25 protein-coding genes and 1 tRNA gene are annotated in these 24,655 nt (G+C 63.3%); 14 read left to right on the top strand and 12 right to left on the bottom strand.

Translation table 11 applies throughout. The annotated features are described in order from the left end of the window. Positions 1 to 28: 28 nt before the first annotated feature. Complete coding sequence (locus tag H7993_RS03290) at positions 29 to 334, bottom strand: DUF6482 family protein (RefSeq protein WP_122477040.1); 306 nt, start codon at positions 332 to 334, stop codon at positions 29 to 31. A gap of 126 nt (positions 335 to 460) precedes the next feature. Beyond that, positions 461 to 1,534, bottom strand: coding sequence for an FUSC family protein (locus H7993_RS03285; protein ID WP_185793425.1), 1,074 nt, complete (start codon positions 1,532 to 1,534; stop codon positions 461 to 463). Between the two features lie 118 nt (positions 1,535 to 1,652). On the opposite strand from H7993_RS03285, the gene H7993_RS03280 reads away from it, so the two are divergent. From H7993_RS03280 to H7993_RS03265, 4 genes are all read left to right on the top strand, one after another. Beyond that, on the top strand, positions 1,653 to 3,464 hold the full coding sequence (locus tag H7993_RS03280; RefSeq protein WP_185793424.1) for an ABC transporter ATP-binding protein: 1,812 nt from the start codon (positions 1,653 to 1,655) through the stop codon (positions 3,462 to 3,464). A 217-nt stretch (positions 3,465 to 3,681) separates the two neighbouring features. Continuing rightward, a complete protein-coding gene (gene glsB, locus H7993_RS03275; protein WP_122476984.1) occupies positions 3,682 to 4,590 on the top strand; it encodes a glutaminase B in 909 nt (302 codons plus the stop codon). 341 nt (positions 4,591 to 4,931) lie between these two features. After that, the gene (locus H7993_RS03270) at positions 4,932 to 5,537 is read left to right on the top strand and encodes an SCO family protein (protein ID WP_122476986.1); all 606 of its coding nucleotides are present in this window, start codon (positions 4,932 to 4,934) and stop codon (positions 5,535 to 5,537) included. Next, complete coding sequence (locus H7993_RS03265; RefSeq protein ID WP_185793423.1) at positions 5,537 to 6,013, top strand: copper chaperone PCu(A)C; 477 nt, start codon at positions 5,537 to 5,539, stop codon at positions 6,011 to 6,013. The genes H7993_RS03270 and H7993_RS03265 overlap by 1 nt, the downstream gene beginning before the upstream one ends. Before the next feature lie 47 nt (positions 6,014 to 6,060). Here H7993_RS03265 and H7993_RS03260 read toward each other — a convergent pair whose 3' ends face one another. From H7993_RS03260 to H7993_RS03250, 3 genes are all read right to left on the bottom strand, one after another. Then, positions 6,061 to 6,591 (bottom strand): Dps family protein, encoded by a 531-nt coding sequence (locus H7993_RS03260; RefSeq protein WP_122476990.1) that lies wholly within the window; start codon positions 6,589 to 6,591, stop codon positions 6,061 to 6,063. Positions 6,592 to 6,719: 128 nt separating this feature from the next. Beyond that, entirely contained in the window at positions 6,720 to 8,111 is a 1,392-nt protein-coding gene (locus H7993_RS03255; protein ID WP_122476991.1) for a heavy metal sensor histidine kinase, read from the bottom strand. Beyond that, complete coding sequence (locus tag H7993_RS03250) at positions 8,104 to 8,778, bottom strand: heavy metal response regulator transcription factor (protein ID WP_122476993.1); 675 nt, start codon at positions 8,776 to 8,778, stop codon at positions 8,104 to 8,106. The genes H7993_RS03255 and H7993_RS03250 overlap by 8 nt, the downstream gene beginning before the upstream one ends. A gap of 134 nt (positions 8,779 to 8,912) precedes the next feature. Between H7993_RS03250 and H7993_RS03245 the strand changes: the two genes are divergently transcribed. The 3 genes from H7993_RS03245 (at position 8,913) to H7993_RS03235 (ending at position 10,899) form a co-directional block, all read left to right on the top strand. Next, complete coding sequence (locus H7993_RS03245; protein ID WP_185793422.1) at positions 8,913 to 9,380, top strand: GlcG/HbpS family heme-binding protein; 468 nt, start codon at positions 8,913 to 8,915, stop codon at positions 9,378 to 9,380. Between the two features lie 14 nt (positions 9,381 to 9,394). Beyond that, positions 9,395 to 9,796, top strand: a complete 402-nt coding sequence (gene uraH / locus H7993_RS03240; RefSeq protein WP_185793421.1) for a hydroxyisourate hydrolase — start codon at positions 9,395 to 9,397, stop codon at positions 9,794 to 9,796. A gap of 134 nt (positions 9,797 to 9,930) precedes the next feature. Next, positions 9,931 to 10,899 (top strand): XdhC family protein, encoded by a 969-nt coding sequence (locus tag H7993_RS03235; protein ID WP_185793420.1) that lies wholly within the window; start codon positions 9,931 to 9,933, stop codon positions 10,897 to 10,899. Here the strand turns inward: H7993_RS03235 and H7993_RS03230 are convergent. Then, positions 10,894 to 13,158 (bottom strand): heavy metal translocating P-type ATPase, encoded by a 2,265-nt coding sequence (locus H7993_RS03230; RefSeq protein WP_185793419.1) that lies wholly within the window; start codon positions 13,156 to 13,158, stop codon positions 10,894 to 10,896. The genes H7993_RS03235 and H7993_RS03230 overlap by 6 nt on opposite strands. 347 nt (positions 13,159 to 13,505) lie before the next feature. On the opposite strand from H7993_RS03230, the gene H7993_RS03225 reads away from it, so the two are divergent. Further along, positions 13,506 to 14,639 carry a glycerate kinase gene (locus H7993_RS03225; protein ID WP_185793418.1) on the top strand — a complete coding sequence of 378 codons (1,134 nt, stop codon included), beginning with the start codon at positions 13,506 to 13,508 and terminating at the stop codon, positions 14,637 to 14,639. Between the two features lie 19 nt (positions 14,640 to 14,658). Here the strand turns inward: H7993_RS03225 and H7993_RS03220 are convergent, their stop codons facing one another. Then, positions 14,659 to 15,858: a hypothetical protein gene (locus tag H7993_RS03220; RefSeq protein ID WP_185793417.1), complete on the bottom strand. Its 1,200-nt coding sequence runs from the start codon at positions 15,856 to 15,858 to the stop codon at positions 14,659 to 14,661. Positions 15,859 to 16,079: 221 nt separating this feature from the next. Here H7993_RS03220 and H7993_RS03215 point away from each other — a divergent pair, with 221 nt between their 5' ends. Together H7993_RS03215 and H7993_RS03210 are read left to right on the top strand one after the other, a co-directional pair. Further along, a complete protein-coding gene (locus tag H7993_RS03215; protein ID WP_122477005.1) occupies positions 16,080 to 16,487 on the top strand; it encodes an SRPBCC family protein in 408 nt (135 codons plus the stop codon). Between the two features lie 51 nt (positions 16,488 to 16,538). Then, entirely contained in the window at positions 16,539 to 17,489 is a 951-nt protein-coding gene (locus H7993_RS03210; RefSeq protein ID WP_185793416.1) for a site-specific integrase, read from the top strand. A 32-nt stretch (positions 17,490 to 17,521) separates the two neighbouring features. Here the strand turns inward: H7993_RS03210 and H7993_RS03205 are convergent, their stop codons facing one another. Together H7993_RS03205 and H7993_RS03200 are read right to left on the bottom strand one after the other, a co-directional pair. After that, positions 17,522 to 18,886 carry a nucleobase:cation symporter-2 family protein gene (locus H7993_RS03205; RefSeq protein ID WP_185793415.1) on the bottom strand — a complete coding sequence of 455 codons (1,365 nt, stop codon included), beginning with the start codon at positions 18,884 to 18,886 and terminating at the stop codon, positions 17,522 to 17,524. A 179-nt stretch (positions 18,887 to 19,065) separates the two neighbouring features. Further along, positions 19,066 to 19,737: a Bax inhibitor-1/YccA family protein gene (locus H7993_RS03200; protein ID WP_043189407.1), complete on the bottom strand. Its 672-nt coding sequence runs from the start codon at positions 19,735 to 19,737 to the stop codon at positions 19,066 to 19,068. A 143-nt stretch (positions 19,738 to 19,880) separates the two neighbouring features. Between H7993_RS03200 and H7993_RS03195 the strand changes: the two genes are divergently transcribed. Then, positions 19,881 to 19,971 (top strand) — tRNA-Ser (locus tag H7993_RS03195). A 288-nt stretch (positions 19,972 to 20,259) separates the two neighbouring features. Here the strand turns inward: H7993_RS03195 and H7993_RS03190 are convergent. Continuing rightward, on the bottom strand, positions 20,260 to 20,910 hold the full coding sequence (locus H7993_RS03190; protein WP_185793414.1) for a DUF2238 domain-containing protein: 651 nt from the start codon (positions 20,908 to 20,910) through the stop codon (positions 20,260 to 20,262). Positions 20,911 to 21,165: 255 nt separating this feature from the next. Between H7993_RS03190 and H7993_RS03185 the strand changes: the two genes are divergently transcribed. Together H7993_RS03185 and H7993_RS03180 are read left to right on the top strand one after the other, a co-directional pair. Beyond that, a complete protein-coding gene (locus tag H7993_RS03185) occupies positions 21,166 to 21,840 on the top strand; it encodes a glycosyltransferase family 2 protein (protein WP_185793413.1) in 675 nt (224 codons plus the stop codon). A gap of 158 nt (positions 21,841 to 21,998) precedes the next feature. Beyond that, positions 21,999 to 22,247: a CsbD family protein gene (locus tag H7993_RS03180; protein WP_122477013.1), complete on the top strand. Its 249-nt coding sequence runs from the start codon at positions 21,999 to 22,001 to the stop codon at positions 22,245 to 22,247. Between the two features lie 102 nt (positions 22,248 to 22,349). Here the strand turns inward: H7993_RS03180 and H7993_RS03175 are convergent, their stop codons facing one another. Together H7993_RS03175 and H7993_RS03170 are read right to left on the bottom strand one after the other, a co-directional pair. Beyond that, positions 22,350 to 22,883 (bottom strand): hypothetical protein, encoded by a 534-nt coding sequence (locus tag H7993_RS03175; protein ID WP_185793412.1) that lies wholly within the window; start codon positions 22,881 to 22,883, stop codon positions 22,350 to 22,352. A gap of 121 nt (positions 22,884 to 23,004) precedes the next feature. Then, positions 23,005 to 24,291, bottom strand: coding sequence for a DUF2254 domain-containing protein (locus tag H7993_RS03170; protein ID WP_185793411.1), 1,287 nt, complete (start codon positions 24,289 to 24,291; stop codon positions 23,005 to 23,007). A gap of 232 nt (positions 24,292 to 24,523) precedes the next feature. Between H7993_RS03170 and H7993_RS20810 the strand changes: the two genes are divergently transcribed. Beyond that, positions 24,524 to 24,649 (top strand): hypothetical protein, encoded by a 126-nt coding sequence (locus H7993_RS20810; protein ID WP_090358366.1) that lies wholly within the window; start codon positions 24,524 to 24,526, stop codon positions 24,647 to 24,649. The last annotated feature ends 6 nt before the right edge of the window (positions 24,650 to 24,655 follow it).

Genomic DNA, 24,655 nt, shown 5'->3' with positions numbered 1-24,655 from the left:
GTTCGCCGTCGTTGCGGAGAAAAGCGGGTTACAGGCTGGAACGCAGGGGGATTTCTTCGCGCATGACCTGGTGGCCTTCTTCGGGGTTGCCGATCATTTCATCGTGGGCATTGCCCTGCACCAGAAACAGCTTGATATCGGCGACACCGGACAGCACCTTGCGCGCTTCCTCGACCGAGGCCACGTGCAGGGTCGCACCCTTGGCATCGGCCACCGGCTGCGACACGCCTTCCAGGATGGCGTGCAGCACGTACGATCCACCTTCCATGGACACCAGGTTCACTTCGCTGACCTCGCCATTGTTGACGTGACTACTCAATTTATCGATGTTCATGCACGACCTCGAAACGGCGTGATGGACCGGAATGGCCATCGCTCTTGCCTCATGCAAGGTTTGAGGCGGCCCACACCGGCGGAGTTCAATCCAGTGGCGGTGTGCTGCCCATGGCGGCAACCCAGGTCAGATCTTCCAGCGCCCGGCGGTCTTGGCCAGCAGTTGCTGCAGTCCATCGAGGTTGTTGACCAACTGCAGGGTCAACAGGCGATAGCCGATCAGCTCACCGGGCACCACATTGGGCGCGTCGGCATCGAGGCCGGCATAGTTGCGCTCGAGCCGCTCGGTGGCACCGTCGCGCAGCGCGCGGGCCATGCCCACCAGTTGTCGACGAATATGCCGGTGTTCACCGCTCAGGCACTGCTGCAATTGCGCCATGGCATTGCGGTCGGTGCCGCTGGGGCGCAGGTTGGCTAGGATTTCCAGGGTGCTCAGGCACATGCGGAAGTGGCCTTGGATCGCGTCCAGCTCGGTCATGGAAATCTTCACTTCCTTGGACACCGACGGCAGCAGCGAGCGCAACTGGACCATGTTCGCGTTGAGCTTGGACATCAGCTTCAAGTGCTCGTCGGCCGACACCGGCTGGCCGCTGACGATGCGGCTGTGGATGGTCGCGCAGCCGCGCAGTCCGGTGGCCAGGTTGTAGCGCCACGAATACACCGCATACAGCGGCAGGGCGAATGAAAACGCCAGCGCCAGGGCGATACCGATGAGAATGTCCACGGTGCGCCACAGGCCATCGGTGATCGGGTTATCGCCATGGCCGGCGACGATGAACAAGGTGATGGCCGAGAGCAGCGCGGTATAGCCGCCCTTGCCGATGGCGTGGTAGGCGAAGAAGCCGCACGCCACCGACATCAGCAGGTAGGTCACGATGGGCATTTCGAAGTAGTTTTGCTGGGCCACCACCGCCAGCCCGAGCGCGGCACCGATGAGCGTGCCGTAGGCACGTTCGACCGATTTCTTGCCGATGTTGCCGTGATGCTGCAGGCCGCCAATGACGATCAGCAGGGTGACCGAGGCCCATTCGCCGTGGGGCAGGCTGAAACCGCTGGTCAGCAGGATGGACACCAGCAAGGCGGCGACGATGCGCGCCGCGTGGATCAGGCGGGCATGCCGGTAACGGCGGTAGGGATCGAGCAATGGCCGCAGGACGCGACGCAACCAGACGGGTAGGGCGATAGATTTGAATGCATTCATCCGTTAAATGACCATGGGTGCCTGGAATAAGTCCGCCACGCAGTTGTCGACTTTGGGCTGGAACCTAAATTGTGTCATGGCCGCGGCCATTTATCTCGTTCAAGGAATGCTTTCGTCGATGCCTGCCTTCTCCCGCCTCAAGACTTTTCTGGGCCAGGCCCGGCGCGCCCTGCAGTTGGTGTGGGCGACCTCGCCCGGCCTGTTGCTGGGGTTGGTGCTGGCCACGCTGGCTGCGGGCATCCTGCCGGCACTGGCCGCCTGGCTGGGCCAGCGCATCGTCGATGCGGTGGTGGCGGCCATGCAGATGCACCAGCAAACCGGTGCGGCGCCCCTGTGGCCAGTGCTGCGCTACGTGTTGATGGAAGCCGGCGTGCTGGCATTGCTGGCCGCGGCGCAGCGCGGCCTGTCCGTGCAGCAGGCGCTGCTGCGGGTGCAACTGGGGCAGAAGGTCAATACCCTGATTCTGGAGAAAGCCCAGACCCTGTCGCTGATGCAATTCGAGGATTCGGAGTTCTACGACAAACTGGTACGGGTGCGCCGCGAAGCGTCCACGCGACCGCTGGCGTTGGTGAGCAAGTCGCTGGGGCTGGTGCAGAATCTGATCTCGCTGGTCAGCTTCGGCGTCTTGCTGGTGCATTTTTCCCCCTGGGCATTGGCGATTCTGGTGGTCGGCGCGTTGCCGGTGTTCTTTGCCGAAGCGCATTTTTCCGGGGATGCCTTCCGCCTGTTCAGTCGTCGCGCACCGGAGACGCGTCGGCAGAACTACATCGAAACGTTGCTTTCCCACGAAGGCTATATCAAAGAGGTGAAGCTGTTCGGTTTTGCGCCGTTGTTGCTGCAGCGCTACCGCGACACCTTCACCAAACTGTATACCGAGGACCGCCGGCTGACCTTGCGCCGTGACGGCTGGGGCTTCGTGCTGGGCCTGCTGGGTACGGCGGCGTTCTACCTGGCCTACGGCTGGATCGTCATCGATACGGTGAACGGCCATATCACCCTGGGCCAGATGACCATGTACCTGGTGTTGTTCAAGCAGGGCCAGAGCGCGGTGAGCAGCAGCCTCACGGCGATCGGCGGCTTGTATGAGGACGGCCTCTACCTGGCCGACCTGTATGACTACCTGGCCTACCCGGTGCAGCCTGCGCAGGGCGATATCACCCAGGGCGTAAAGCCCGGCGATGGCCTGCGCTGCGAAGGGCTGGGTTTCAGCTATCCCGGCGCGAGCCGCGCGACGTTGCAAGGCATCGACCTGCACCTGGTACCTGGCAAGAGCCTGGCGCTGGTGGGCGAAAACGGGTCGGGCAAGACCACTTTGATCAAGCTGCTGACGCGTCTGTACTGTCCGGACCAGGGGCGCATCCTGCTCGACGGCAGCGACCTGCAGGAATGGCAGGAAGACGCGCTGCGTCAGCGTATCGGCGTGATTTTCCAGGATTTCATCCGCTATCAGTTCAGTGTCGGGGAAAACCTGGGGGTCGGTGATACGCGCGCGTTCGACGACACGCAGCGCTGGCGCGAGGCAGCGGTGCAGGGCACGGCCGAGCCGTTCATCGAAGGTCTGGAGCACGGCTATGCCACGCAGTTGGGACGCTGGTTTGCGGGCGGCCAGGAGCTGTCCGGCGGGCAATGGCAGAAGTTGGCCCTGTCCCGCGCCTACATGCGCCGCGATGCCGACATCCTGATACTCGATGAGCCCACCGCAGCGCTGGATGCCAGCGCGGAAGCGGCAGTGTTCGAGCATTTTCGCGAGTACGCTCAAGGCCGCATGACGCTGTTGATTTCCCATCGCTTTTCGAGCGTGCGCAACGCCGATCATATCGTGGTGCTGGAACAGGGCAGGGTGCTGGAGCGCGGCGATCATGAACAATTGATGGCCCAGCGCGGACGCTACGCGGAACTGTTCGACCTGCAGGCGCGGGGTTATCGCTGACAGGCCTGCCGCATAACGCCCTTCGCGGCCGATGACCGCTCCTACAGGGGAAGCGCAATCCCTTGTAGGAGCGGTCTGTGGCCGCGAAGGGTGCGCTGCGGTTTTACCGGTTCACCGCGTGCCATTCTTCGCGGGCAGAGCCTGCTCCCACAGGGGGGCTGTGATTCGTAGGCGAGAGCGGCCGTCTATGGCTTGATCCCATGATGCGAGTAGCCCGATGCAAGCGCTTTTGGTTGAGATACTGGATGCCGTCCGCCCCCTGATCGGACAAGGCAAGGTTGCCGATTACATCCCGGCACTGGCCGATGTGCCTGCCGCGCAGCTGGGCATCGCCGTGTACGGCAACGACGGCGAGGTGTTCAGCGCAGGCGATGCGCATACCCCGTTTTCCATTCAGAGCATCTCCAAGGTGTTCAGTCTGGTCCAGGCGATTGGCCACTCGGGCGAAGACATCTGGCAGCGCCTGGGCCACGAACCCTCCGGACAACCCTTCAATTCCCTGGTGCAGCTGGAGTTCGAGCGCGGTCGGCCGCGTAACCCGTTCATCAACGCCGGTGCGCTGGTGATCTGCGATATCAACCAGTCGCGCTTTGCCGCACCGGCGCTGTCCATGCGTGACCTGGCCCGACGGCTGTCGGGCAACCCCCAGGTGATCGTCGACGGTCGGGTGGCGGAGTCGGAGTACCAGCACCGCGCGCGCAACGCTGCCATGGCCTACCTGATGAAGTCGTTCGACAATTTTCACAACGATGTCGAGGCCGTGCTGCGCAGCTATTTCAGCCACTGCGCACTGCGCATGGACTGCGTCGACCTGGCTCGCGCGTTCTGCTTCCTGGCCAATGATGGCTACTGCAAGCACAGTGGCGAGCAGGTGTTGAGTCGGCGCCAAACCCAGCAGGTCAACTCGATCATGGCCACCAGTGGTTTGTATGACGAGGCCGGCAACTTCGCCTACCGCGTCGGCTTGCCTGGCAAGAGCGGCGTGGGTGGCGGCATCGTCGCAGTGGTACCGGGGCAGTTCACCGTCTGCGTCTGGTCGCCGGAGCTCAATCCTGCCGGAAATTCCCTGGCCGGCATGGCGGCCCTCGAGCTGCTCAGCGAACGGATCGGCTGGTCGGTCTTTTAGAAGTGCGGCGAGTCACGTTACCTCCGTAGGAACGGTCATCGGCCGCGAAGGGCGCGATGCCGTGCGCCTGACCGACCGTAGCGCCCCATTCGCGGCCATGGACCGCTCCTACGTAGAATCCCGGCACCTCCGTAGGAGCGGTCATCGGCCGCGAAGGGCGCGACGCGGTATGCCTGAATGACCGCGCTGCCCTTTTCGCGGCCACGGACCGCTCCTACGTAGAATCTCGGTACATCCATAGGAGCGATCATCGGCCGCGATTAAACAAAATGTGACAGGTTGCGGTGCCCAAGCGTAGCGTTGGCCTTTAAACTGCGGCCCTCTCCAGAGGGCACAATGGCATGAACGATTTTCCGACCCGCCGTCGAGTACTCGCCGGCATGGGCATCCTCGGTCTTGGCGCGCTGGCCGGATGTGGCGACAGCAACAAGCTGTCGTTCAAGCACGGCAAAGACCTGAGCAACGAGATCCTCGGCCGCACGTTCCGGCTCAAGGATCCGCAAGGCAACGAGAAGACCCTGTCCAGCTTCCGCGGCATGATGCCCATGGTCTTCTTCGGCTTCACCCAGTGCCCGGCCGTCTGCCCGACCACCCTGGCGCGGGCCGTCCAGGCCAAGAAGCTGATGGGCCGTGACGGCGACCGCCTGCAGGTGATCTTCATCACCCTGGACCCCGAGCGCGACACCCCCGAAGTGCTCGACGCCTACGTCAAGCTTTTCGACCCCACCTTCGTGGCCCTGCGCGGCACCCTGGAACAAACCGCCGATGTCGCCAAGGAGTTCAAGGTGTTCTACGAAAAGGTCCCGATCGGCGACACCTACACCATCTCCCACACCTCGACCAGTTACGTCTTCGACTCCCGCGGCGTGCTGCGCCTGGGGTTGTCCCATTCCCTCACCGCACAAGAGTGCGCCGAGGATCTGCTCACCGTAATGGAAGTCTGCTGATGAAACCCATTGCCAAGAAGAATACCGTCCGCCAACTCGCCACGCTCCTGGCAGCCCTGAGCCTGACCGGCTACGCCATGGCCCAGACCACGGTCGAAGATGCCTGGGCGCGCGCCACTGTGCCGGGGCAACCCGCTACAGGTGCGTTCATGACCCTCACAGCGGACTCCGACAGCACCCTGATCAGCGTCCAGTCACCCGTCGCCAAAGACACGCAAATCCACCAGTCGACCATGAACGGCGATGTCATGAGCATGCTCCCGGTCGACGAAGTCAGCCTGCCTGCGGGCGAGCCCGTGGTATTCGATGCCAATGGCTATCACGTGATGCTGATGGGTTTGATAACGCAGGTGAAGGAGGGCGACGCGGTGCCATTGACCTTGAAGATCAAGAACGCACAAGGGGAGGAGGAAACTCTGGAAGTCGAAGCCGTGGCCAGGGCACTGAATGCCCCCGACCACGCTCATGCTCACTGATGTAATGACGCGGGGCTGATGCCAGCGTCAAACACCCACCACAGGCATTACTTGCCGACGGTCTGACCCAGGAACCAGGCGCGTTCTTCGGCCTGGTCGATCCACTCTTCCAACAGGCTGGTAGTGGACAGGTCGTTGGCTTCGTCGGTGACGCCGTGGGTAGTACGCATGTAGGCAGCCAGCGACTGGTTGTCGTCATGCAGCTCGGTCAGCATGTCTTCTGGCGACAGGTCAGCCACTTCGCTGCTGGCCAGGCGCTTGAGTTGCACCATCTGCTCCAGCGAACGTACGGTCGGCTCGCCGATCTTGCGGGCGCGCTCGGCAATCACGTCGGTGATGGCGTAGATCTGGGTCGCTTGCTCTTCCAGCAGCAAATGATAGTCGCGGAAGTGCGAACCTTTCATGTGCCAGTGGTAATTTTTGGTCTTGATGTACAGCGCGAACACGTCAGACAGCAATACTGCCAGTTCCTGACCGACCTGGGCCTGGTTCTGCAAGCTGGCGCCTTCGCCTTTCTCGGCCTTGGCCTTCACGGACGATACGGTCTTGAGTTCCTGTTTCACATTGGCAACGGCCATTTGAAATCTCCTGGTACGGGTTTGCGGGATTGGGTCTGTAACCACTATGGAAATCGACCGCAGACAAACCGGTATTGCTCAGAGATATTTTCTATCCGACCGATGAAGTGTCGCTATGACCCTGCGTCTCACGACTCCAAAGCGCCTTTATCGGGAAAACTCAAAGTGAAGCTGGTCACGCCCTCAGCGCTGTGGACACTGACGCTGCCGCCCACCAGAACCATGATCGACTGCACGATTGCCAGGCCCAGGCCACCCGAGTCTCCCGGTTCCGTGCGCGACGGGTCGACGCGGAAGAAACGATCGAACAATCGCGCCAAATGCTCGGGTGCAATGGTGTCGCCTTCGTTACGCACCGTCAGACCAACGAACCCAGCCTCGTCGTGGCGGCTGAGCAGCACCGTGGTGCCGGGGCGGGCATGGCGGACCGCGTTGGCGAGCAGGTTGCCCAGAGCCCGCTGCAGCAATTGCAGGTCGGTCTGCAGGGTGCCGTGCAGCGCGTGCTGCAGGGCGGCGCCGCGCTCGTCGGCGAGCAGCTGGAAATAATCACAGAGTTCTTCGCCTAGGTGGGTGAGGTCAATGGCCTGCAAGTGCACCGGCCGCTGCCCGTGGTCGGCACGTGCCAGAAACAGCAGGTTTTCCACCATGCGGTTCAGCCGCTCGTACTCTTCGATGTTAGAGCCGAGCAGTTCCCGGTATTCGTCCACGCTACGAGGCTGGTTGAGTGCCTGGCCGGTGCTGCCCAACAGGTTATGCAGCGGCGTGCGGATTTCATGGGCGAGGTCTGCGGAGAACTGCGACAGCCGTTCGAAGCCCTGTTCGAGCCGCACCAGCATGCCGTTGAGCGCCTGGATCGGCGCCTGCAGCTCCACCGGCGCGGCGGTATCGGCCAGTCGCCGGTGCAGATTGCGCAGATCGATCAACGCCAGCGCGTCGGCCATTTCGCGCAACGGCGTCAGGGCGCGACGCACCAGCAACAGGCCGATGACCCAGGCCAGCAGCGCCCCGGCAGCCACTGCCAGGTACAGGCGCAGTCGGTAGCTGGCCAGGATCGCCTCGCGCTCGTGCAGGCGTTTGCCGACCATCACCGTCAAGGCTTCGCCGGCCGGGCCGACAGCGTCGCCGGCCAGCAACGAGGCGCCGTGGTCCAGGCGAATGTCGGCCCGGCTCGGCCGCCGAGCCAGGCCGATGCGTGGTGGATCGCCCAAGGTTTCGCCGTGGGGGTTGATCTCGAACACCACACTGCCATCGGCGCGACGCACGCGCAGCACGCTTTCCTGATTGCCGAGCATGTTCTGATACAGCTGCGGACGCTGCTGCAGTGCGCCCAGGCTGTCGCTGTCGTGCAGCAGGGTACGCACCTGCTCGAGCCGTCCGAGCAGCGCGATGTCGTCGCGGTAGGCGATTTCGGCCGCCAGCGAACGGTAGAGAAACACCGCGACCACGCTCATCACCAGTGAGCAGACCACCGCCACGGCCAGCGCCAGGCGCCAGGCCAGGGAGTGGCGGCGTTCACTCATCCAGGTGCTCCAGCCGGTAGCCCACGCCGCGCACGGTGTGAATCAGCTTGGGCATGAACGGGTCGTCGACTTTGGCCCGCAAGCGTCGGACCGCCACTTCCACCATGTTGGTGTCGCTGTCGAAATTCAGGTTCCATACCTGAGAGGCGATCAGCGTGCGCGACAGCGCCTCGCCGGGCCGGCCGATCAGCATGTGCAGCAGGGCGAATTCCTTGTTGGTCAGGTTGATGCGCTGTCCACCGCGGCTGACCCGGCGGCGCAGTACGTCCACCTCCAGGTCTGCCACCTGATAATGCTCGACCTCGCGCACCGCGCCCCGGCGCAGCAGCGTTCGCACGCGTGCCAGCAGTTCGGCGAAGGCGAACGGCTTCACCAGGTAGTCGTCGGCGCCCAGCTCCAGCCCACGCACACGGTCTTCGATGGCGTCCTTGGCGGTCAGGAACAACACCGGTGTCGCGCCTTGCTGACGAATCAGCTTGAGCAACTGCCAGCCGTTCAGGCCGGGCAGCATGACGTCCAGGATCACCAGGTCATAGGGCTGCTGCTCGATCAGGTAGCGCCCATCCAGCCCATTGAGCGCCACGTCCACGGCAAAGCCGGACTCACCCAGGCCCTTGGCGAGAAAATTCGCCGTTTTCGCTTCGTCTTCAACCAGCAACACACGCATCGTTCAGCTCCTGTACCCGCGCATAGGCTAGGCCCCCGGCGGCCGATTGCCTATTACAAAGTTGTAATCGCTGCGACGGGGTTCTGTCGTGACCGGATTGCTAAGGTGCCAGCCACTGATCACGGAGATGCTCGATGAAAGCCCTTTGCATGACATTCACCCTGGCTTGTCTGCTCGCCACCCAGGCCCACGCCGCCCTGGCCCAGCACCCTGACCTGGACCTGGCGACCGCGCAGCGGCTGGCCAATGGCAGCGGCTGCATGGCCGCCGTGGCGGTGCTGGACCGTGGCGGCAACGTCATCGTCCAGCAACGCGGCGACGGCGTAGGCCCGCACAACACCGAGGCCGCGCGGTTGAAAGCCTACACCGCGCTGTCGACCAAGACGCCGACGCGGCTGTTCGCCGAGCGTGCCCGCAACAACCCCGAAGCCGCCAATCTGACCTCGCTGGGGCAATTGCTGCTGCTGGGCGGCGGCGTGCCGGTCTACGAAGGCAAGCAGTTGGTCGGTGCGATCGGCATCGCCGGTGCCGGCGGCGCCGAGCAGGACGAAGCCTGCGCAATCAAGGCCACCGAATCCGTCGGTCTGGCCATTCATTCTTGAAGGAGCAATACACCATGTTGAAGAAAATTATCCTGGCCGCCAGCCTGGCCTCCCTGTCCAGCCTCGCGATGGCCGCCAACCCCCTGAGCGTGCACGTACTGAACCTGGAAACGGGTGTGCCTTCGGCCGGTATCGAAGTGACCCTGGAGCAGCATTCGGGTAACCAGTGGCAACCGTTGGGGCAGGGTGTGACCAACGAGCAAGGCCGGATCGCCGGCCTCTACCCGGAACAGCGCACTTTTGCGCCGGGTGAATACCGGGTGGTGTTCAAGACCGGCGACTACTACCGCAAGGTCGGGCATGAAACCTTCTTCCCGGAAATCCCGGTGATTTTCGAAGTGAAGAACACCGAGCAGCACTATCACATTCCCTTGCTGCTCAGCCCCTACGGCTTCAGCACCTATCGCGGGTCCTAGTCGCAAGCCCCTGCCGTCATCCTTTCACGGTCTGCGGAAAACTATTGCCCTGTACGTGCGGTCTGTTGCACCAGAGCGGGCGTCGCAGGGCAGGGCGCTGGCACATTGCGCAGGATGATGGCGGGTATCAATAGATGAAGCAGCTTGATCTGCAGGTCATACAGCAGGCCCGGACCTGGCTCGGCCAGGGCCGGGGCGTATGGCTGTGCACGGTATTGTCGACCTACGGTTCGGCTCCACGCGGGCCGGGGGCGATGCTGGTCGCACTGGACAATGGCGAACATTGCGGATCGCTGTCCGGTGGTTGTGTGGAGGACGACTTTCTGGAGCGTGTCGCTGCCGGTTATTTCACACCAATCAATCAGGTCGTGCGCTACGGCGACGGCGGCCTGGCGCCGACCATGGCGCTGCCTTGCGGCGGCGTTCTCGACGTGTTGGTCGAATACCTCGCGCCTGATGCAGCCACGCTGGAGCATCTGGCGCACATCGAACAGGCTTTCGCCGGCGGCGAACTGGTGGCGCGGCAGGTGGTGCCGGGCAGCGATCGGCGCAGCATCCGTGCAGGCCACATGGGCGATGCACGGGTGCGGGTCAGCGACGAAGAAATCTGCATTCGCATCGGCGCCGTACAGCGCCTGATCCTCGCCGGCCTGTCGCCGGTCGCCGAATTCTGCGCGGGGTTCGCCCTGACCCTTGGCTATGAAGTGATCCTCTGCGAGCCGCGTCCCGAAGTGCTGGCTCGTTTCGACCTGTCCGGCGTGCACGTGCACGAAGTCTTGCCTGCGGTGTTCATCGCCGACGGCGGCTGTCATTCGGCGACCGCCGTGGTGGCGTTGACCCACGACCCTCGACTCGATGACCTGACCCTGCTCGAGGCGGTGCGCACACCGGCTTTCTATATCGGTGCAATGGGCTCGATGCGCACCAGCGAAAAGCGCTTCGAGCGTCTCGAGCGCATCGGTGGGCTGGACGCGACCACCCAGCAGCGTATCCACGCACCGATCGGCCTGAACCTGGGCAGCAAGACGCCCGCCGAGATTGCCTTGGCCGTCATGGCGGATATCCTGCGCGTGGCGAACGGAATCGACCGGCAGCGTCTATGATCGCCTAGCAGATGCCTGAAAGCCCTTGAGCCGCAGGGCGTTGGCCAGCACGAACAGCGATGAAAGTGCCATGGCTCCCGCCGCGACCTGCGGCGACATGGTCAGCCCGTTGACCGGGTACAGCAGCCCCGCCGCCAGTGGAATCAGGGCCGCGTTGTAGGCGAAGGCCCAGAACAGGTTCTGGCGGATGTTGTTCAGGGTTGCCGTAGACAAGGCGATGGCCGTGGCCACCGCGCCGAGGTTGTCCGACATCAGCACCACATCCGCGGCTTCGATGGCGATGTCCGTGCCACTGCCCACTGCAATGCCGACGTCGGCCTGGGCCAGCGCCGGTGCATCGTTGATGCCGTCACCCACGTAGACCGTGAGGCCATACTCGCGCTGCAACGCCTGGACGGCGGCCACCTTGCCTTCTGGCATAACCTGCGCCACCACCTGATCGATACCCAACTGGGTGGCGATGGCCTGGGCGGTTCGGCGGTCATCCCCGGATATCATTGCCACTTTCAGGCCGAGCCGGTGCAGGGTCTGGATAGCCGCCAGGGTAGTCGACTTGAGCGGATCTGCCACGGCGATCATCGCCGCCAGTTGGCCGTCGACCGCCGCATACAAGGGGCTCTTGCCCTGTTCGGCCAGCGTCTGTGCCGGGCTGGCGAAGGCGGCTGTGTCCACCCCCAACTGCGTCATATAGCGTTCGGCACCGATGGCCACGTCCTGTGCGCCGACCGTTGCGCGCACGCCATGGCCGGTGTGCGCCTGAAAATCCCGGGCCTCGGGCCAGTCGAGCTGAGCGTCCTGCGCTGCTGTCACAATGGCCCGTGCCAACGGGTGCTCGGAGAGCGCTTCCACGGCTGCGAGCAAAGGCAATAGCTGCTCGCGGGTGAAGTTGGGCAGCAGTTGCAGGTCGGTCAGACGCGGTTGGCCTTCGGTGAGCGTGCCGGTCTTGTCCAGTGCCACGACTCGCGCGCGGCTCAGTTGCTGCAATGCTTCGCCCTTGCGCAACAGAATACCCAACTCGGCCCCACGGCCGGTGCCGACCATGATCGAGGTGGGCGTGGCCAAGCCCATCGCACACGGACAGGCGATGATCAGCACGGCCACCGCATGCACCAGGGCCATGCCCAGGGCTGGGGTCGGGCCAAGCCAGTACCAGCCGATGAAAGTGGCCAGTGCCAGTGCCATGACCACCGGCACGAACCACACGGTCACCCGGTCCACCAGCGCCTGGATCGGCAACTTGCTGCCTTGGGCCCGCTCGACCATGGCGACGATCCGCGCCAGCATGCTGGCGCTGCCCAAGGCTGTGGCTCGAAGCTGCAACGTGCCGTTCTGGTTGAGGGTACCGCCGACCACTTGGTCGCCGGGCTGCTTGCGCACCGGCATGGGCTCGCCGGTGAGCATCGACTCGTCGACGAAGCTGTCGCCGGCGAGCACCGTGCCGTCGACGGCAATCCGCTCGCCGGGGCGAACCTGCACCACGTCGCCCTGTATCAGCTGCTCCAGCGGGATTTCGATCAAGCCCGCCTGGCGTTGCACATAGGCAGTCTGTGGCTGGAGCCTGAGCAGGCGCTTGATGGCTTGGGACGTGCGGCCCCTGGCGCGTGCTTCGAGCGTGCGGCCCAGCAGGATCAGGCAGATGATCACGCACACCGCTTCGTAATACACGGTGGCCGTAGCGCTGGGTAGCAGCTGCGGGGCGAACGTGGACACCAGGGAAAAACCGTAGGCGGCGAGGATGCCCACCGCCACCAGTGAGTTCATGTCTGGCGCGCCGCGCAGCAGCGCCACGGTGCCTTTGAGGTAGAAGCGCCTGGCACAGGTGATCAGCACCAACGTGGTCAGGGCGAACTGCAGCAGCCAGTTATCCTGCTGGCTCAGGTGCAGTTGGATCCAGGCGTGGAAGCCCGGTATCAGGTGCGCACCCATTTCCACTATCACCACGGGCAGCGAGAGCATCACCGACCAACCGAGGTCGCGCCGCAGGCGCGCGGCGTCTTGCTGGCTTTCCTGATTGGCCTGGGCCATGGCGTCTGGAGTGTGCTCAAGCGGCCTGGCGCTGTAGCCGGCCTTGTCGACGGCGGCGATCAGGGCCTGGGCGTCCACGCCGCGGCCTTCCACGCGAGCGCGCTCGGTGGCCAGGTTGACCGCCGCTGCCGTCACACCTGGCACCTTGAGCAGGGTTCGCTCGACCCGACCCACGCACGACGCGCAGGTCATACCGTGGATACCCAGCTCGATCACACTTTCGTTCGCAGCCATGCTGCCTTCCTCCTTTCAGCCTGTACCTCGACTCTGACCCTTCCCACCATGGGAAGGTCAAGCCCGCACTCCCATGTGGGAGCGGGCTCTGCCCGCGAAGGCCACACCGCGTTCCACCAGGCACACCGCGCCAAGCCCTTCGCGGCCGATGACCGCTCCTACGACCCATGTAGGAGCGGTCCGTGGCCGCGAAAAGGGAGCGGTCCGTGGCCGCGAAAAGGGCACCGCGGTGCATCAGGCACTCCGCGCCAAGCCCTTCACGGGCGATGACCGCTCCTACGCGTGACGGCAGTCGCGCGGAGGCGGTGAAAATGGCAGCATGGGCGCACAAGAACTGGAGAACTGCCATGAAGATCGTCATCGCCCCTGACTCATTCAAAGACAGCCTGAGCGCCGCCGACGTTGCTTCAGCCATCGCCCAGGGCCTGCGCCAGGCCCTGCCCGACGCCCAGCTCGTCGAGCGGCCGATGGCCGATGGCGGCGAAGGCACCATGCAAGCCATCATGGCGGCTTGCCAGGGCGAGCTGCGCAGCCTCGTCGTCGACGGCCCTTTGGGCGCAGCCACTCAGGCCCATTGGGGCTGGCTGCCCGACGAGCGCACCGCCGTCATCGAAATGGCCGAAGCCAGCGGGCTGCAACTGCTCCAGCGCCAGCAACGCGATGCCTGCAACAGCAGCACCTATGGCACTGGCCAATTGATCGCTGCAGCCGTGGAGGCCGGCGCACGACGCATCATCCTCGCCATCGGCGGCAGTGCCACCAACGATGCCGGCACTGGCATGCTCCGCGCGCTCGGTCTGCGCCTGATCGATTCTCAGGGCACTGAATTGCCCCGTGGCGGCCTGGCGCTAGCACAAGTAGCCAAGGTCGACGCCAGCGGCCTCGACCCACGTCTGGCCGATGTGCAGTTCGAAGTCGCCGCAGACGTCGACAACCCGCTGTGCGGTCCCCACGGCGCCTCGCACATTTTCGGCCCGCAGAAGGGCGCTACACACGCACAGGTGCTGGCCCTGGACAAGGCTTTGGACCACTTCGCCGATCACTGCGTAGCGGTGCTGGGCCAGGACTGCCGTGACGCGCCTGGTTGCGGCGCAGCAGGCGGCATGGGCTTCGCGGCCAAGGCCTTTCTCGGTGCCTCGTTCCGCCCAGGGGTCGAAGTGGTAGCGCAACTGGTGGGCCTGGCCGATGCCGTCATCGGCGCCGACCTGGTGATCACCGGCGAAGGGCGCTTCGATGCCCAGACCCTGCGCGGCAAAACCCCCTTCGGCGTGGCCCGCGTTGCGCGCGCTGCGGGTGTCCCGGTGGTGGTACTGGCCGGCACGTTGGGCGAAGGTTACCAGGACCTGTACGCCCATGGCATCGATGCCGCTTTTTCCCTTGCGTCCGGCCCGATGACCCTGGAGCAGGCGTGCGCCGAAGCCAGTGCGCTGCTCAGCGATCGCGCCCGCGATATCGCCCTGCTTTGGCAGCTGCGCGGTTAGGACGCAAGCGCGCCGTGGGTCAATCGCGCTCGCGCATGAAGAAGCCCGCCACGTACTTGCGGAAGGTCTCCAGGCTCTTGAAGTCGGCCAGGCGCTTGAAGGTTTCGGAACTGGGCTCCGGACCCAGCGGCTCTTTCATCAGCGAAACCGAGAGGACCCGGTCCAGGTCAGAGCTGAGCACCAGTTCGTCCATCACCATGGCGCCGATCACCGGTCGGCGCATCACGACCTTGACGCCTTTGCTGGCCATCCAGTCGATCAGCGACACCAGCATCTTCAACGCTTCGCGTTCCTCGTCGCGGAACACCGGGAACAGATGCCCGCGGGTCAGCACCGGCACCGTCGCCACATGCACCATTTCATAGAATTGGCTGCCGGCGGTTGCCGGTGAATACAGGGCCAGGGCCAGCAGCGGCCCACTGCTGCGCGCGCCACCCCACAACAGATGATGGCCCTGGAAGTCGAAGCCGGCGGTGCTGCGCTCGGTCAGCACCTTGCGCCCGACCACGTCGGACACGCAGTCGAGCAGCAGCCCATAGCGGCGCTGCCCAATGAAGGCGGTGGAATCCTTCAGGCGTGCCTTGAGCATCATCATGTGCTTCATGTCGATGCGGGTTTCCAGATAATTGCTCGCCGGTACCCTGTCGATCAGCGGGTAGCGCGTGGCCACTTCGCGCAGGTCGGCGAACTGGCGGGTCAGATCCTTCTTCAGGTGCGTGGCGTACACATTGAGCCCAGAGGCTTCGATGAACGTCAGCAGCAGCGAGAGCAACCGGTGCTGCTCCCGTCGCTGACTTGCCACCACGGCGGTGCCAGGCGTGCCGGGCATGGCCGGGGCGCGGAAATCGCCAATCAGCTTCAGCGGCACATCGGGGGGCAACCAGGCGGCCGGCAGTGGCCCTTCATCCTCGCGCCCAGGCGTACTGTCACGCTCGTCATGGATGAAGGGGCAACCCTCGGCATGCTCGGCCGTGCCGGGGTTGTTCTTCAAAAACAGCGTGCCGGTACTGCTGTTGAGCGTCACGTTCATCACCGGCAGCGTACCGGGCCGGCAATCGCACGCCAGCCACTGGCCCTGGGCGCGGACCTTCATCAGCCACTGGTTGGCCTGCAGGAGCTTCGGGCCTTCACTGCGGCCTTCGACGAATTCGGTGACCAACTGCTGTTCGGCAGGGGTCAGGGCGCGTACTGGCGCGCCGGTCTTTTCGATGATTCTCATGACGCTGCAAACGCCCCTTCAATGAACGGATCCAGGCCGGGCTGGCCTCCATGGGACAACGTTTGCGCAGCATGTATCCATTGCTGGTGCCGCGCCCGCGCCCACTGCGAGGGCATGATCGCCCCAGCTGGATCGGCCGCATAACGAATGCACTAACGGCTTGCCGCGCACTCGAACGACCGCTACCGTTGTAGCCTCAGCCCACCGACAGGAGCCATGACATGGCAAGCACGCAAGCGAGCATCGACATTCCGGCATCGGCCGATCAGGTCTGGAATCTGGTGGCCGGGTTCAACTCCCTGGCCGACTGGCTGCCCATGATCCAGCACAGCGAAGCCCAGGAAAACGGCCGGCTGCGCCACCTGACCACGGTGGACGGTACCGTCATCGTCGAGCGTCTGGAGACTTACGACAACGCCGCGCGCACCTACAGCTACTCCATCATCGAAGGTCCCTTTCCGGTGAGCGATTACCTGGCGACGCTCAAGGTCATCGAGGTGGACGCCGGCAACAGCCGAGTGGAGTGGGGCGGTCGCTTCAACCCGGTCGGCATGAGTGATGCCGAGGCGGTGGAAATTTTCGACGGTGTCTATCAAGGTGGCCTGCAGGCGCTGCGCGGTAACTTCTGATCGAACCGGCCGGGTAGGGCGGACGGGCCAGGCATCGACGCGGATGCTAGAATGTCGGGCGTCTACCCTGGCACTCAAGGATCCCCCGGTTTGTCTGATCTGCAGAACCCTCTGTTGCAATATCTCGCGCGGCTGATGCCGTCCAGCCGCACGACCATGCAATACGTATTGCAGGATGCCGCGGACCGGCTGGGCTTCGAGGACGTCGACATTCGCGAGGTGCCCTGGCACCGTCTCGAACCCGGGCACGTTACCTCGCTGGTGGCCGCCCTGCGCGAAGATGGCTACGCCCCCAACACCACCTCGCTTTACGTCAACGCCGTGCGCGGGGTCATGAACGAGGCGTGGCGGCTGAGCCTGATCGACCAGGATCACCTGCTCAAGATTCGCTCGGTCAAGCCCATGCAGGGCACCCGCCTGGGCAACGGCCGCAACCTCAAGCGCAGCCTGATCCGCGACCTGATGGAGGTCTGCGCCAACGATCCACGGCCGCAGGGACTGCGCGACGCCGCCGTCATCGCCATCCTGTATGGTTCTGGCATGCGCAAGTCGGAGTCGGTCAACCTCGACCTGGCCCAGGTCGACTTCAGCGAGCGCAGCCTTCGCGTGACCGGCAAGGGCAACAAGGAGTTGATCAAGTACGCGCCAGGCTGGGCGTTCGCGCATCTGCAGACCTGGCTGGCGTTTCGCCGCAGCCAGCTTCCTGCAGGCCAGGCCGATGACGACTTTCTTTTCAATCGCATCCGCCGCGGCGCGCACATCACCCGCGAGCGTATCACCAAGCACGCCATCTACTACATCGCCCGACAACGCGGCACTCAGGTCGGCGTGAAGATCATGCCCCATGATTTCCGACGTTCGTTCATCACCCGAGTGATCGAAGAGCACGACCTGTCGATTGCCCAGAAGCTGGCGCACCACACCAATATCCAGACCACTGCGGCCTACGACATGCGCGACGACAACGAGCGTCGCCGCGCCGTGGACCGCTTCGATCTTTGAGCCTGCAGGCCTTGTCGCAGGCTCGGGCCAGCTCAGTGACGAGTCACAGGCCCGGCTGGCAAAAACCAGTTCAGCAGCAGCGCGCAGATACCGCCAGTGGCTACACCCGACTCCAGCACATTGCGCAATGCGCCTGGCATGTGCGCGAGGAACTCCGGCACCTGAGCCACACCCAGGCCGAGGGCGAGCGATACCGCGATGATCAGCAGTGCCCGACGATCGAGGTCGACGCTGGCAAGGATATTGATGCCCGAGGCGGCCACCGCGCCGAACATCACCATGGCAGCGCCACCCAGTACCGGTTCCGGCACCGCCTGGATCACCCCGGCAACCGTCGGGAACAGACCGAGCAGAACCAGCATCCCGGCGATCCACACGCCGATGTGGCGGCTGGCGATGCCGGTGAGCTGAATGACCCCGTTGTTCTGCGCGAAGATGGAGCTGGGGAAGGTATTGAAGACACCGGCCAGCAGCGAGTTGGTCCCGTTGACCAGCACGCCGCCCTTGATGCGCTGCATCCACAGCGGGCCCTCTACGGGCTGGCGTGACACCTTGCTGGTCGCCGTCACGTCACCGATCGCTTCCAGGGACGTCACCAGGTAGATCACCAGCATTGGAATGAACAACGCCCAGGAGAAACCGAGGCCGAAGTGCAGCGGTACGGGCACCTGAAATACCGCGGCCTGGTGCATGCCGGTGAAATCCAGTCGGCCCAGGTAACCGGCCAGCGCGTAGCCCATGGCCAGAGCGATGACGATGGCGGCGCTGCGCATCCAGGTCACCGGAATGCGATTGAGCACCACGATGATCGCCAGTACCAGGCCGGAGAGCATGAGGTTTTCGCCGTTGGCGAACGTGCCATTGGCCATGGCGCCGAAGCCGCCACCCATGCTGATCAGACCGACCTTGATCAGGGTCAGGCCGATCATCAGTACGACGATACCGGTGACCAGCGGCGTGATCAGCCGTTTGACGAAGGGCAGGATTCGCGAAATGCCGATTTCCACGAACGACCCTGCGATGACCACGCCGAAGATCGCCGCCATCACAGCTTCCACCGGTGTGCCCTGTTGCACCATCAGCGCACCCCCGGCAATCAGCGGGCCGACGAAGTTGAAACTGGTGCCCTGCACGATCAAGAGGCCCGCGCCGAACGGGCCGATGCGTCGGCATTGAACGAAGGTAGCGATGCCTGAAATGACCAGCGACATGGAAACGATCATGTTGGTGTCACGGGCGCTGACGCCCAGTGCCTGGCAGATCAGCAGGCCAGGCGTGACGATCGGTACGATGATCGCAAGCAGGTGCTGCAGCGCGGCAAGCATGCCCAGCAGTGGGCGAGGGCGGTCTTCCAGGCCCAGGATCAATTCGTCGCTGGGTGGCTGTGGGGTGCTCATGGCAAGGGCTCCTGAGAAAGAGCGCGAAGGCTCCGGCAAAAAGAGCGCGATGGCTCAATCGAAAGGAGCGCGATTCTACGGCGCGGCGCCCATGGGGCAAACCGGTTTTTGCCGAAGATACCCGAACCAGGGGCAAGAAAAAGCCCGCACGAGGCGGGCTTCGACAGGGCAACGGTGCATCAGTCGTCGCGACCCATGATGCCGAACAGCTGCAGCAGGCTCACGAACAGGTTGTAGATCGACACGTACAGGCTGATGGTCGCCATGATGTAGTTGCGTTCGCCACCATGGATGATCGCGCTGGTCTGGAACAGGATGCACACCGACGAGAACAGCACGAAACCGGCGCTGATCGCCAACTGCAGACCGGCGATCTGGAAGAAGAAGCTCGCCAGCACGGCGCCCAGCAGCACGAAGAAGCCTGCGGTAATGAAGCCGCCCAGGAAGCTCATGTCCTTGCGGGTGATGAGCACATAGGCCGACAGGCCGCCGAACACCAGCGCCGTCATCGCGAACGCCGAGCTGACCACTTCGGCGCCGCCCTGCATGCCCAGGTAGCGGTTGAGGATCGGGCCGAGCAGGAAGCCCATGAAGCCGGTAAGGGCGAAGGTGGACACCAGGCCCCAGGCCGAATCACGCAGCTTGTTGGTCAGGAAGAACAGCCCGTAGAAGCCGATCAGCACGACGAAGATGTTCGGGTAGCCGACGCGCATCTGCTGCGCGACGTAGGCCATCACGCCACTGAAAGCCAGGGTGAGTGCCAGCAAGCCGTAGGTGTTGCGCAGGACGCGGCTAACTTCTAGCTGCTGCACCTGCGAGCCTTGATTAACTGCATAATCCTGTTCGCGCATGGCGAGACTCCTTTGATTGAACACGTCTGAAACGTTCAGATGCAAAGATCATATCAGACCCTTGCCCAGCCGCTCTATCCAGAGTTTGACAGCGTGTTTCATTCCGGTATTATGGCGCCCGCAAAGCAACCAGCAAGACATTCGGGAAATTGGCAGAGTGGTTGAATGCACCGGTCTTGAAAACCGGCGAACGTTAATAGCGTTCCCAGGGTTCGAATCCCTGGTTTCCCGCCAAACATCGAAAAGCCCCGCATTGGCGGGGCTTTTTCGTTTTCGCCGTTGCAGAAGTGCCATGTCGCGAAACCCACTTGTGCAGGTGTCCTGATTGTTGCGTTACAGCAAGAAAAAGATATCGAGGTTGATCAGGAAAGGCGTCGTCTACGTGACGGTCATGGGGGTGATGGGAAATTCCGGGAGAGTCTTCGATCACCTTTCGGTTTGGCAGCCGTGGCGCATGGCGAAACAGATGCTTGGCTATGTATTGATGCATTGAGGTATCGATGCATTGAGCCGCTGGGCGTTTCAGTGCGGTGTCAATCGCCCGCGCAGCGCCGAAACCCCGGCGCGCAGCGCATGGCCGCGGCAGGTCAGCACCACCAGCGAGGCAGCCGCCGCTACGGCCATGTCTTTCTGGGCATCCCAGAAATCGCCCTGGGCACCGACGAAGGCCGAGTCGCCACCGCCCACGTACGCGGCGCCTGCCCACTCCATCAGTTCATAGAGCATCGAGGTCGACAGCACCAGCGACCAGGCGATCAATGATGCCCACGCACCCTTGAGCTGGCATTTCTCACTGACGATTTCCCGCAACGGCAGGCTGAGCAGCAGGCCGTAGGCCAGGTGCACGAAGCGATCATATTGATTGCGCTCCCAGCCCAGCGCTGCATTCACGTCCACCCCGCTGACCAGGTACAACGCTTCGTTGTAGGGAACCTGGGGGTAGGTGAAGTGCGTGCCCACCTGATGCAGGCATAGAAAGATGATCACCATCACCCACGCGCGTCGGCTCCACTGGAAATGGTCACGGGTGAACCACACGGCCACGGCGCCCACCAGCACCAGAATGTTTTCGATCAGCCAGGTCTGGCGGTCCAGCGGCTGCCAGCCCGAGGCGATCACCGCCAGCAGCAACACCCAGTGCCAGTAGCCTATGCTTGTCCTTCGAGTTGCCATTGTCACGCTCCTCGCCAAGTCCTCTGTTGCAGTTGATCACCATGCCCTACATTAATTCGTTCAGGCTTGCAGCGCTGGCTGATCGACACCCCGGTACGGGTCGTTGGGCCTCTGGAGGGGAGAAAGTGAATTGCAAATTGGAATGAACATTTGCCGAACTACCACCCGTCGTATCTATCTGCAACCAACGCGCGATAGATAGGTCAAGAGACTTACAGCCGCCGGATGCCGGCATCTCCTCGACAGGTATCGTCCATGATCGGAATCATTGTCCCAGCTCATAATGAAGAAGCAGTGGTCGCTCAATGCATCGAGTCGTTGCTGATTGCCGGTGAGCATCCTGGACTGTCGGGCGAAGAGGTCAAGGTGGTTATCGTGCTGGACGAATGTTCCGACGGTACCCAGCAAGTGGTCAACCGCTACCCCGTACAGAGCGTGGCCGTGGCGCACTGCAACGTCGGTCGTACGCGCGCCGCGGGTGCTCAACTGTTGTTGGATCAAGGCGCCCGCTGGTTGGCGTTCACCGATGCCGATACCCTCGTGCCGCCCACCTGGCTGGTCGATCAGCTGCGCTTTCGCACTGACGCGGTCTGCGGCACGGTGCGCGTGGATGACTGGTCGCTGCATGCCGAGGAAGTTCGCAGCCGTTACGACGCTCTTTATACCCCGGTGGAAGGTCACAAGCATGTCCACGGCGCCAACATGGGCGTCAGTGCCCAGGCCTACCGCCGGGTTGGCGGGTTCAAGCCGCTCACGGCCCACGAGGACGTGCACCTGGTGGCCGACCTGAAAGAGGTCGGGGCGTCCATTACCTGGACTTCGATCAACTGCGTGACGACCAGCGCCCGGCTGGATTGTCGCTGCCGTGAAGGCTTCGGCGACTATCTGCGCTCGCTGTCGATCGGTGCTCCGCTGGAAGCCGTAGGTTGAGCGTGCCCGAGCGTCCGAATTCGCCAACATGAACACTGAAAATAAGATCGGAACTATTTCCAACCGGCAACGCCCTAAGTTCAGGCAGCAAGTACGAAGCTTCCGGCTTACATACTTCAAGTACTGTAACTAAAACGATGATCAAAGTGAGGCTCAACATGAAAAGCGAACAAATCGAAGGCGTAGCAGAAAAGATCGCCGGCAAGGCTCAAGGTGTAGTGGGCAAACTGGTCGGTGACCATTCCCTGCAGGCAGAAGGCGCAGGTCGTGAAGCGGCTGGCCAACTGACCAAGACCTACGGCGACGCGCTGAACAATGTGTCTGCCTTCGTCAAGGAAAAGCCAGGTGCCTCGTTGGCCATTGGCGCTGCCATTTTCGTACTGGTAAGCCGTTTCCTGCGTCGCTGATTCTGCTGCGCGTAAAGTGTCTTCCCAACCGTTCGATTGCTGGCCTTCAGCCCATTGAACGGTAGGGAAGTGCAGCAACCCCCGCGCACTTCCCCTACTGCTTCAACCTCCCCAACCCAGCGAACGACGAATGACGTCTCTGTAAGGCGTATCTAGTTGCTGCGGCAGTTGTTCAATGTATTCCCGCGCATGTATTCGCACTTCACCCGTCAAGTTTTGCAGATAGTCGAGAACATCGTCGATGGTGGGTATCCGTGCCTCTATACCCGCGAATCGCGGCGGCAAAGCGGTCCAGATGACTGCATCCAGTTCTCGCTCACGCGCCCATTGGGCAAGGACCCCGGTCGACCGGTCGCTGCAGATGAAACTGCCGATGCCATCATCGCGCGAATGGGGTATCTGTTCACGTTCGCGCAGTGCCTGACAGGCGTCGTCAAGCGAGGTGGTGTCCAGCAACGCCCAGAGAGATGGCACAGCAGGTGCATTCAGGCAGATCGCCGTGGCCAGCTCGCCGCCGTCGCCGACCCTGCAAAGCTCGACGGGTAATGCAGGGCCGTCGGTGTGCCACGGGCTGCAGACCTGTAAAGCCCCCGGCTTCCATACCAGCGATCCCCAGGCCAGCCAGGCTATGTTCATCATCGTTTTCCGTCTGAGCAGTGATTGCCTGCAAGTGCAGGTGTCAACTCAGGCCCGTCGACAGCTGCACAAGTTCAGCGCCATCGCCCCAGTGGACGCTTCGGGCGGCGGTGCTCGGCGTTCAGCCCAGCAGAGGTTTGGCCAATTCACGCAGCCGCTGCTTGTCTTCATCCAGGGTAAGCGCGCTGTCGGCGCGTTTCAGCAGGCGCGTCGCATGCAGCCGGCACTGGGCGGCGAAGGTTTGCGGGCTGATCTCGTTCAGGCTGATCAGCGCCTTGATCATGCGAATGTCGACTTCCAGCAGCCCGGCGCCGTCGCGCGCCACGAAGGTGAAGAAGTCGTCGAACAGATCGGCCACCTGCAAGCCGCGAACGTGCACTCGGCGGCAGTGTGGATCAATCTCGCGGGATGTCGAATCGGTAGTGCTGTGTACATGCCAGGCGGTGAAGCACCTGACTCCGCGGCCAATCACGTCGATCACCGTGCCCGAGTCGTTGGTGGCCGGCGACAGGGCGCGCGAAGCGATCTCCGCGAGGACCGAAATGCCGAAACGTGGGTCCTGTTCGAAGGTACGGCGCAGGCCGATCGTGACAGCGGTGCGGATTTCCGCGGCGAGGTCTGCCTGGGTCTGCGCCTGGCCGTCGCTGTCCGCGGTAAACCAGGCCAGATCTGCGCCGAGGTGAAGGAAAGCGCCTGGCAGTACGCTCAGGTAGATCTGCAGCCCGTGCTTCTCGGCCAGCGCGCCAAGGGCGGCGACATCGATGTGCTGCACGTAGCCGGTGTCCTCGCTGCGCACGGTTGCTGCCGTTGGCGGAGTCATCAGATCGAGCGGGTAGGGCGCCGCGCCCATGTACGGCCAGCGCGCGCGGTTTTCCAGGGATTGCAACGCTGCGGCTTCGACCCGGTCGATGGTTTCGCCGACCCGGCCCAGCTTGGACAGGTGGTCGATCCAACGCAGCAGCGTATAGACGATCAGGATGATCATGACGATGGTCACCGCGAACAGCACCACCCGCCCTTGAGCGCCGTAGGCCCCGGTGCTCAGGGCAATGATCCCGACCAGGCTGAACAGGAACGAGCCGATGAACGTTGCCAGCGCGTTCTGGGTCGTGGCGTCTTCCATCACCAGTGAGGTGGCACGCGGTGTTACGCCGCTGCTGGCGGCGCCATAGGCACTGACCATGGTGCTCAGCGAGAAGGTCGTGACCGCAAGCATGCTCGACGCGATGATCGCGAGGATCTTGTCGACCGAATCGGCACCGATCCGCGTCGGCAGGTCGGCGGGCACGAAGTCCTTGAAGACGATGGCAATCAGCGCCGTGGCGATGCCCGTCAGGGAGAACAGGCTTGCGCGGAACCACAAGCGTTTGGTCATCTGACCCAGGGCCCAGCGCCAGCGAGCGATCATCGTGTATTCCTCGGGATTGTCAGTCGGACCGCCAGCAGCCATGCGAGCGCGGCTGCACATTGAGTGCCTGGAGCTGACGAAAGTTTCATGCCACCGTAGGAGCGGTCATCGGCCGCGAAAGGAGCGACGCGATGTATCGGCCATGACGACAGCGGCCGGGTCGATTGCACGGAACCCCGGATCGGTCTGCAGGCTCACAGTGTAGAGCCCCTCATTGATAAAGGAACCGATCATGGCCGATGACAAGCAACCGCCCGCCGAGGACACCGAGGACCAGACGCCCGCCCATTCCACCCCGGAAGAAAAGGAACGGCTGAAGGATTTCAACAAGGACGGCATCCCGCCAGGCGTCGCCTGATGCTGG

Source organism: Pseudomonas baltica (assembly GCF_014235765.1).
In the GTDB taxonomy this organism is placed as follows: Bacteria; Pseudomonadota; Gammaproteobacteria; order Pseudomonadales; family Pseudomonadaceae; genus Aquipseudomonas; species Aquipseudomonas baltica.
The sequence above is the reverse complement of the archived record's forward strand: the minus strand, read 5'-3'. Positions and strand labels throughout refer to the sequence as shown.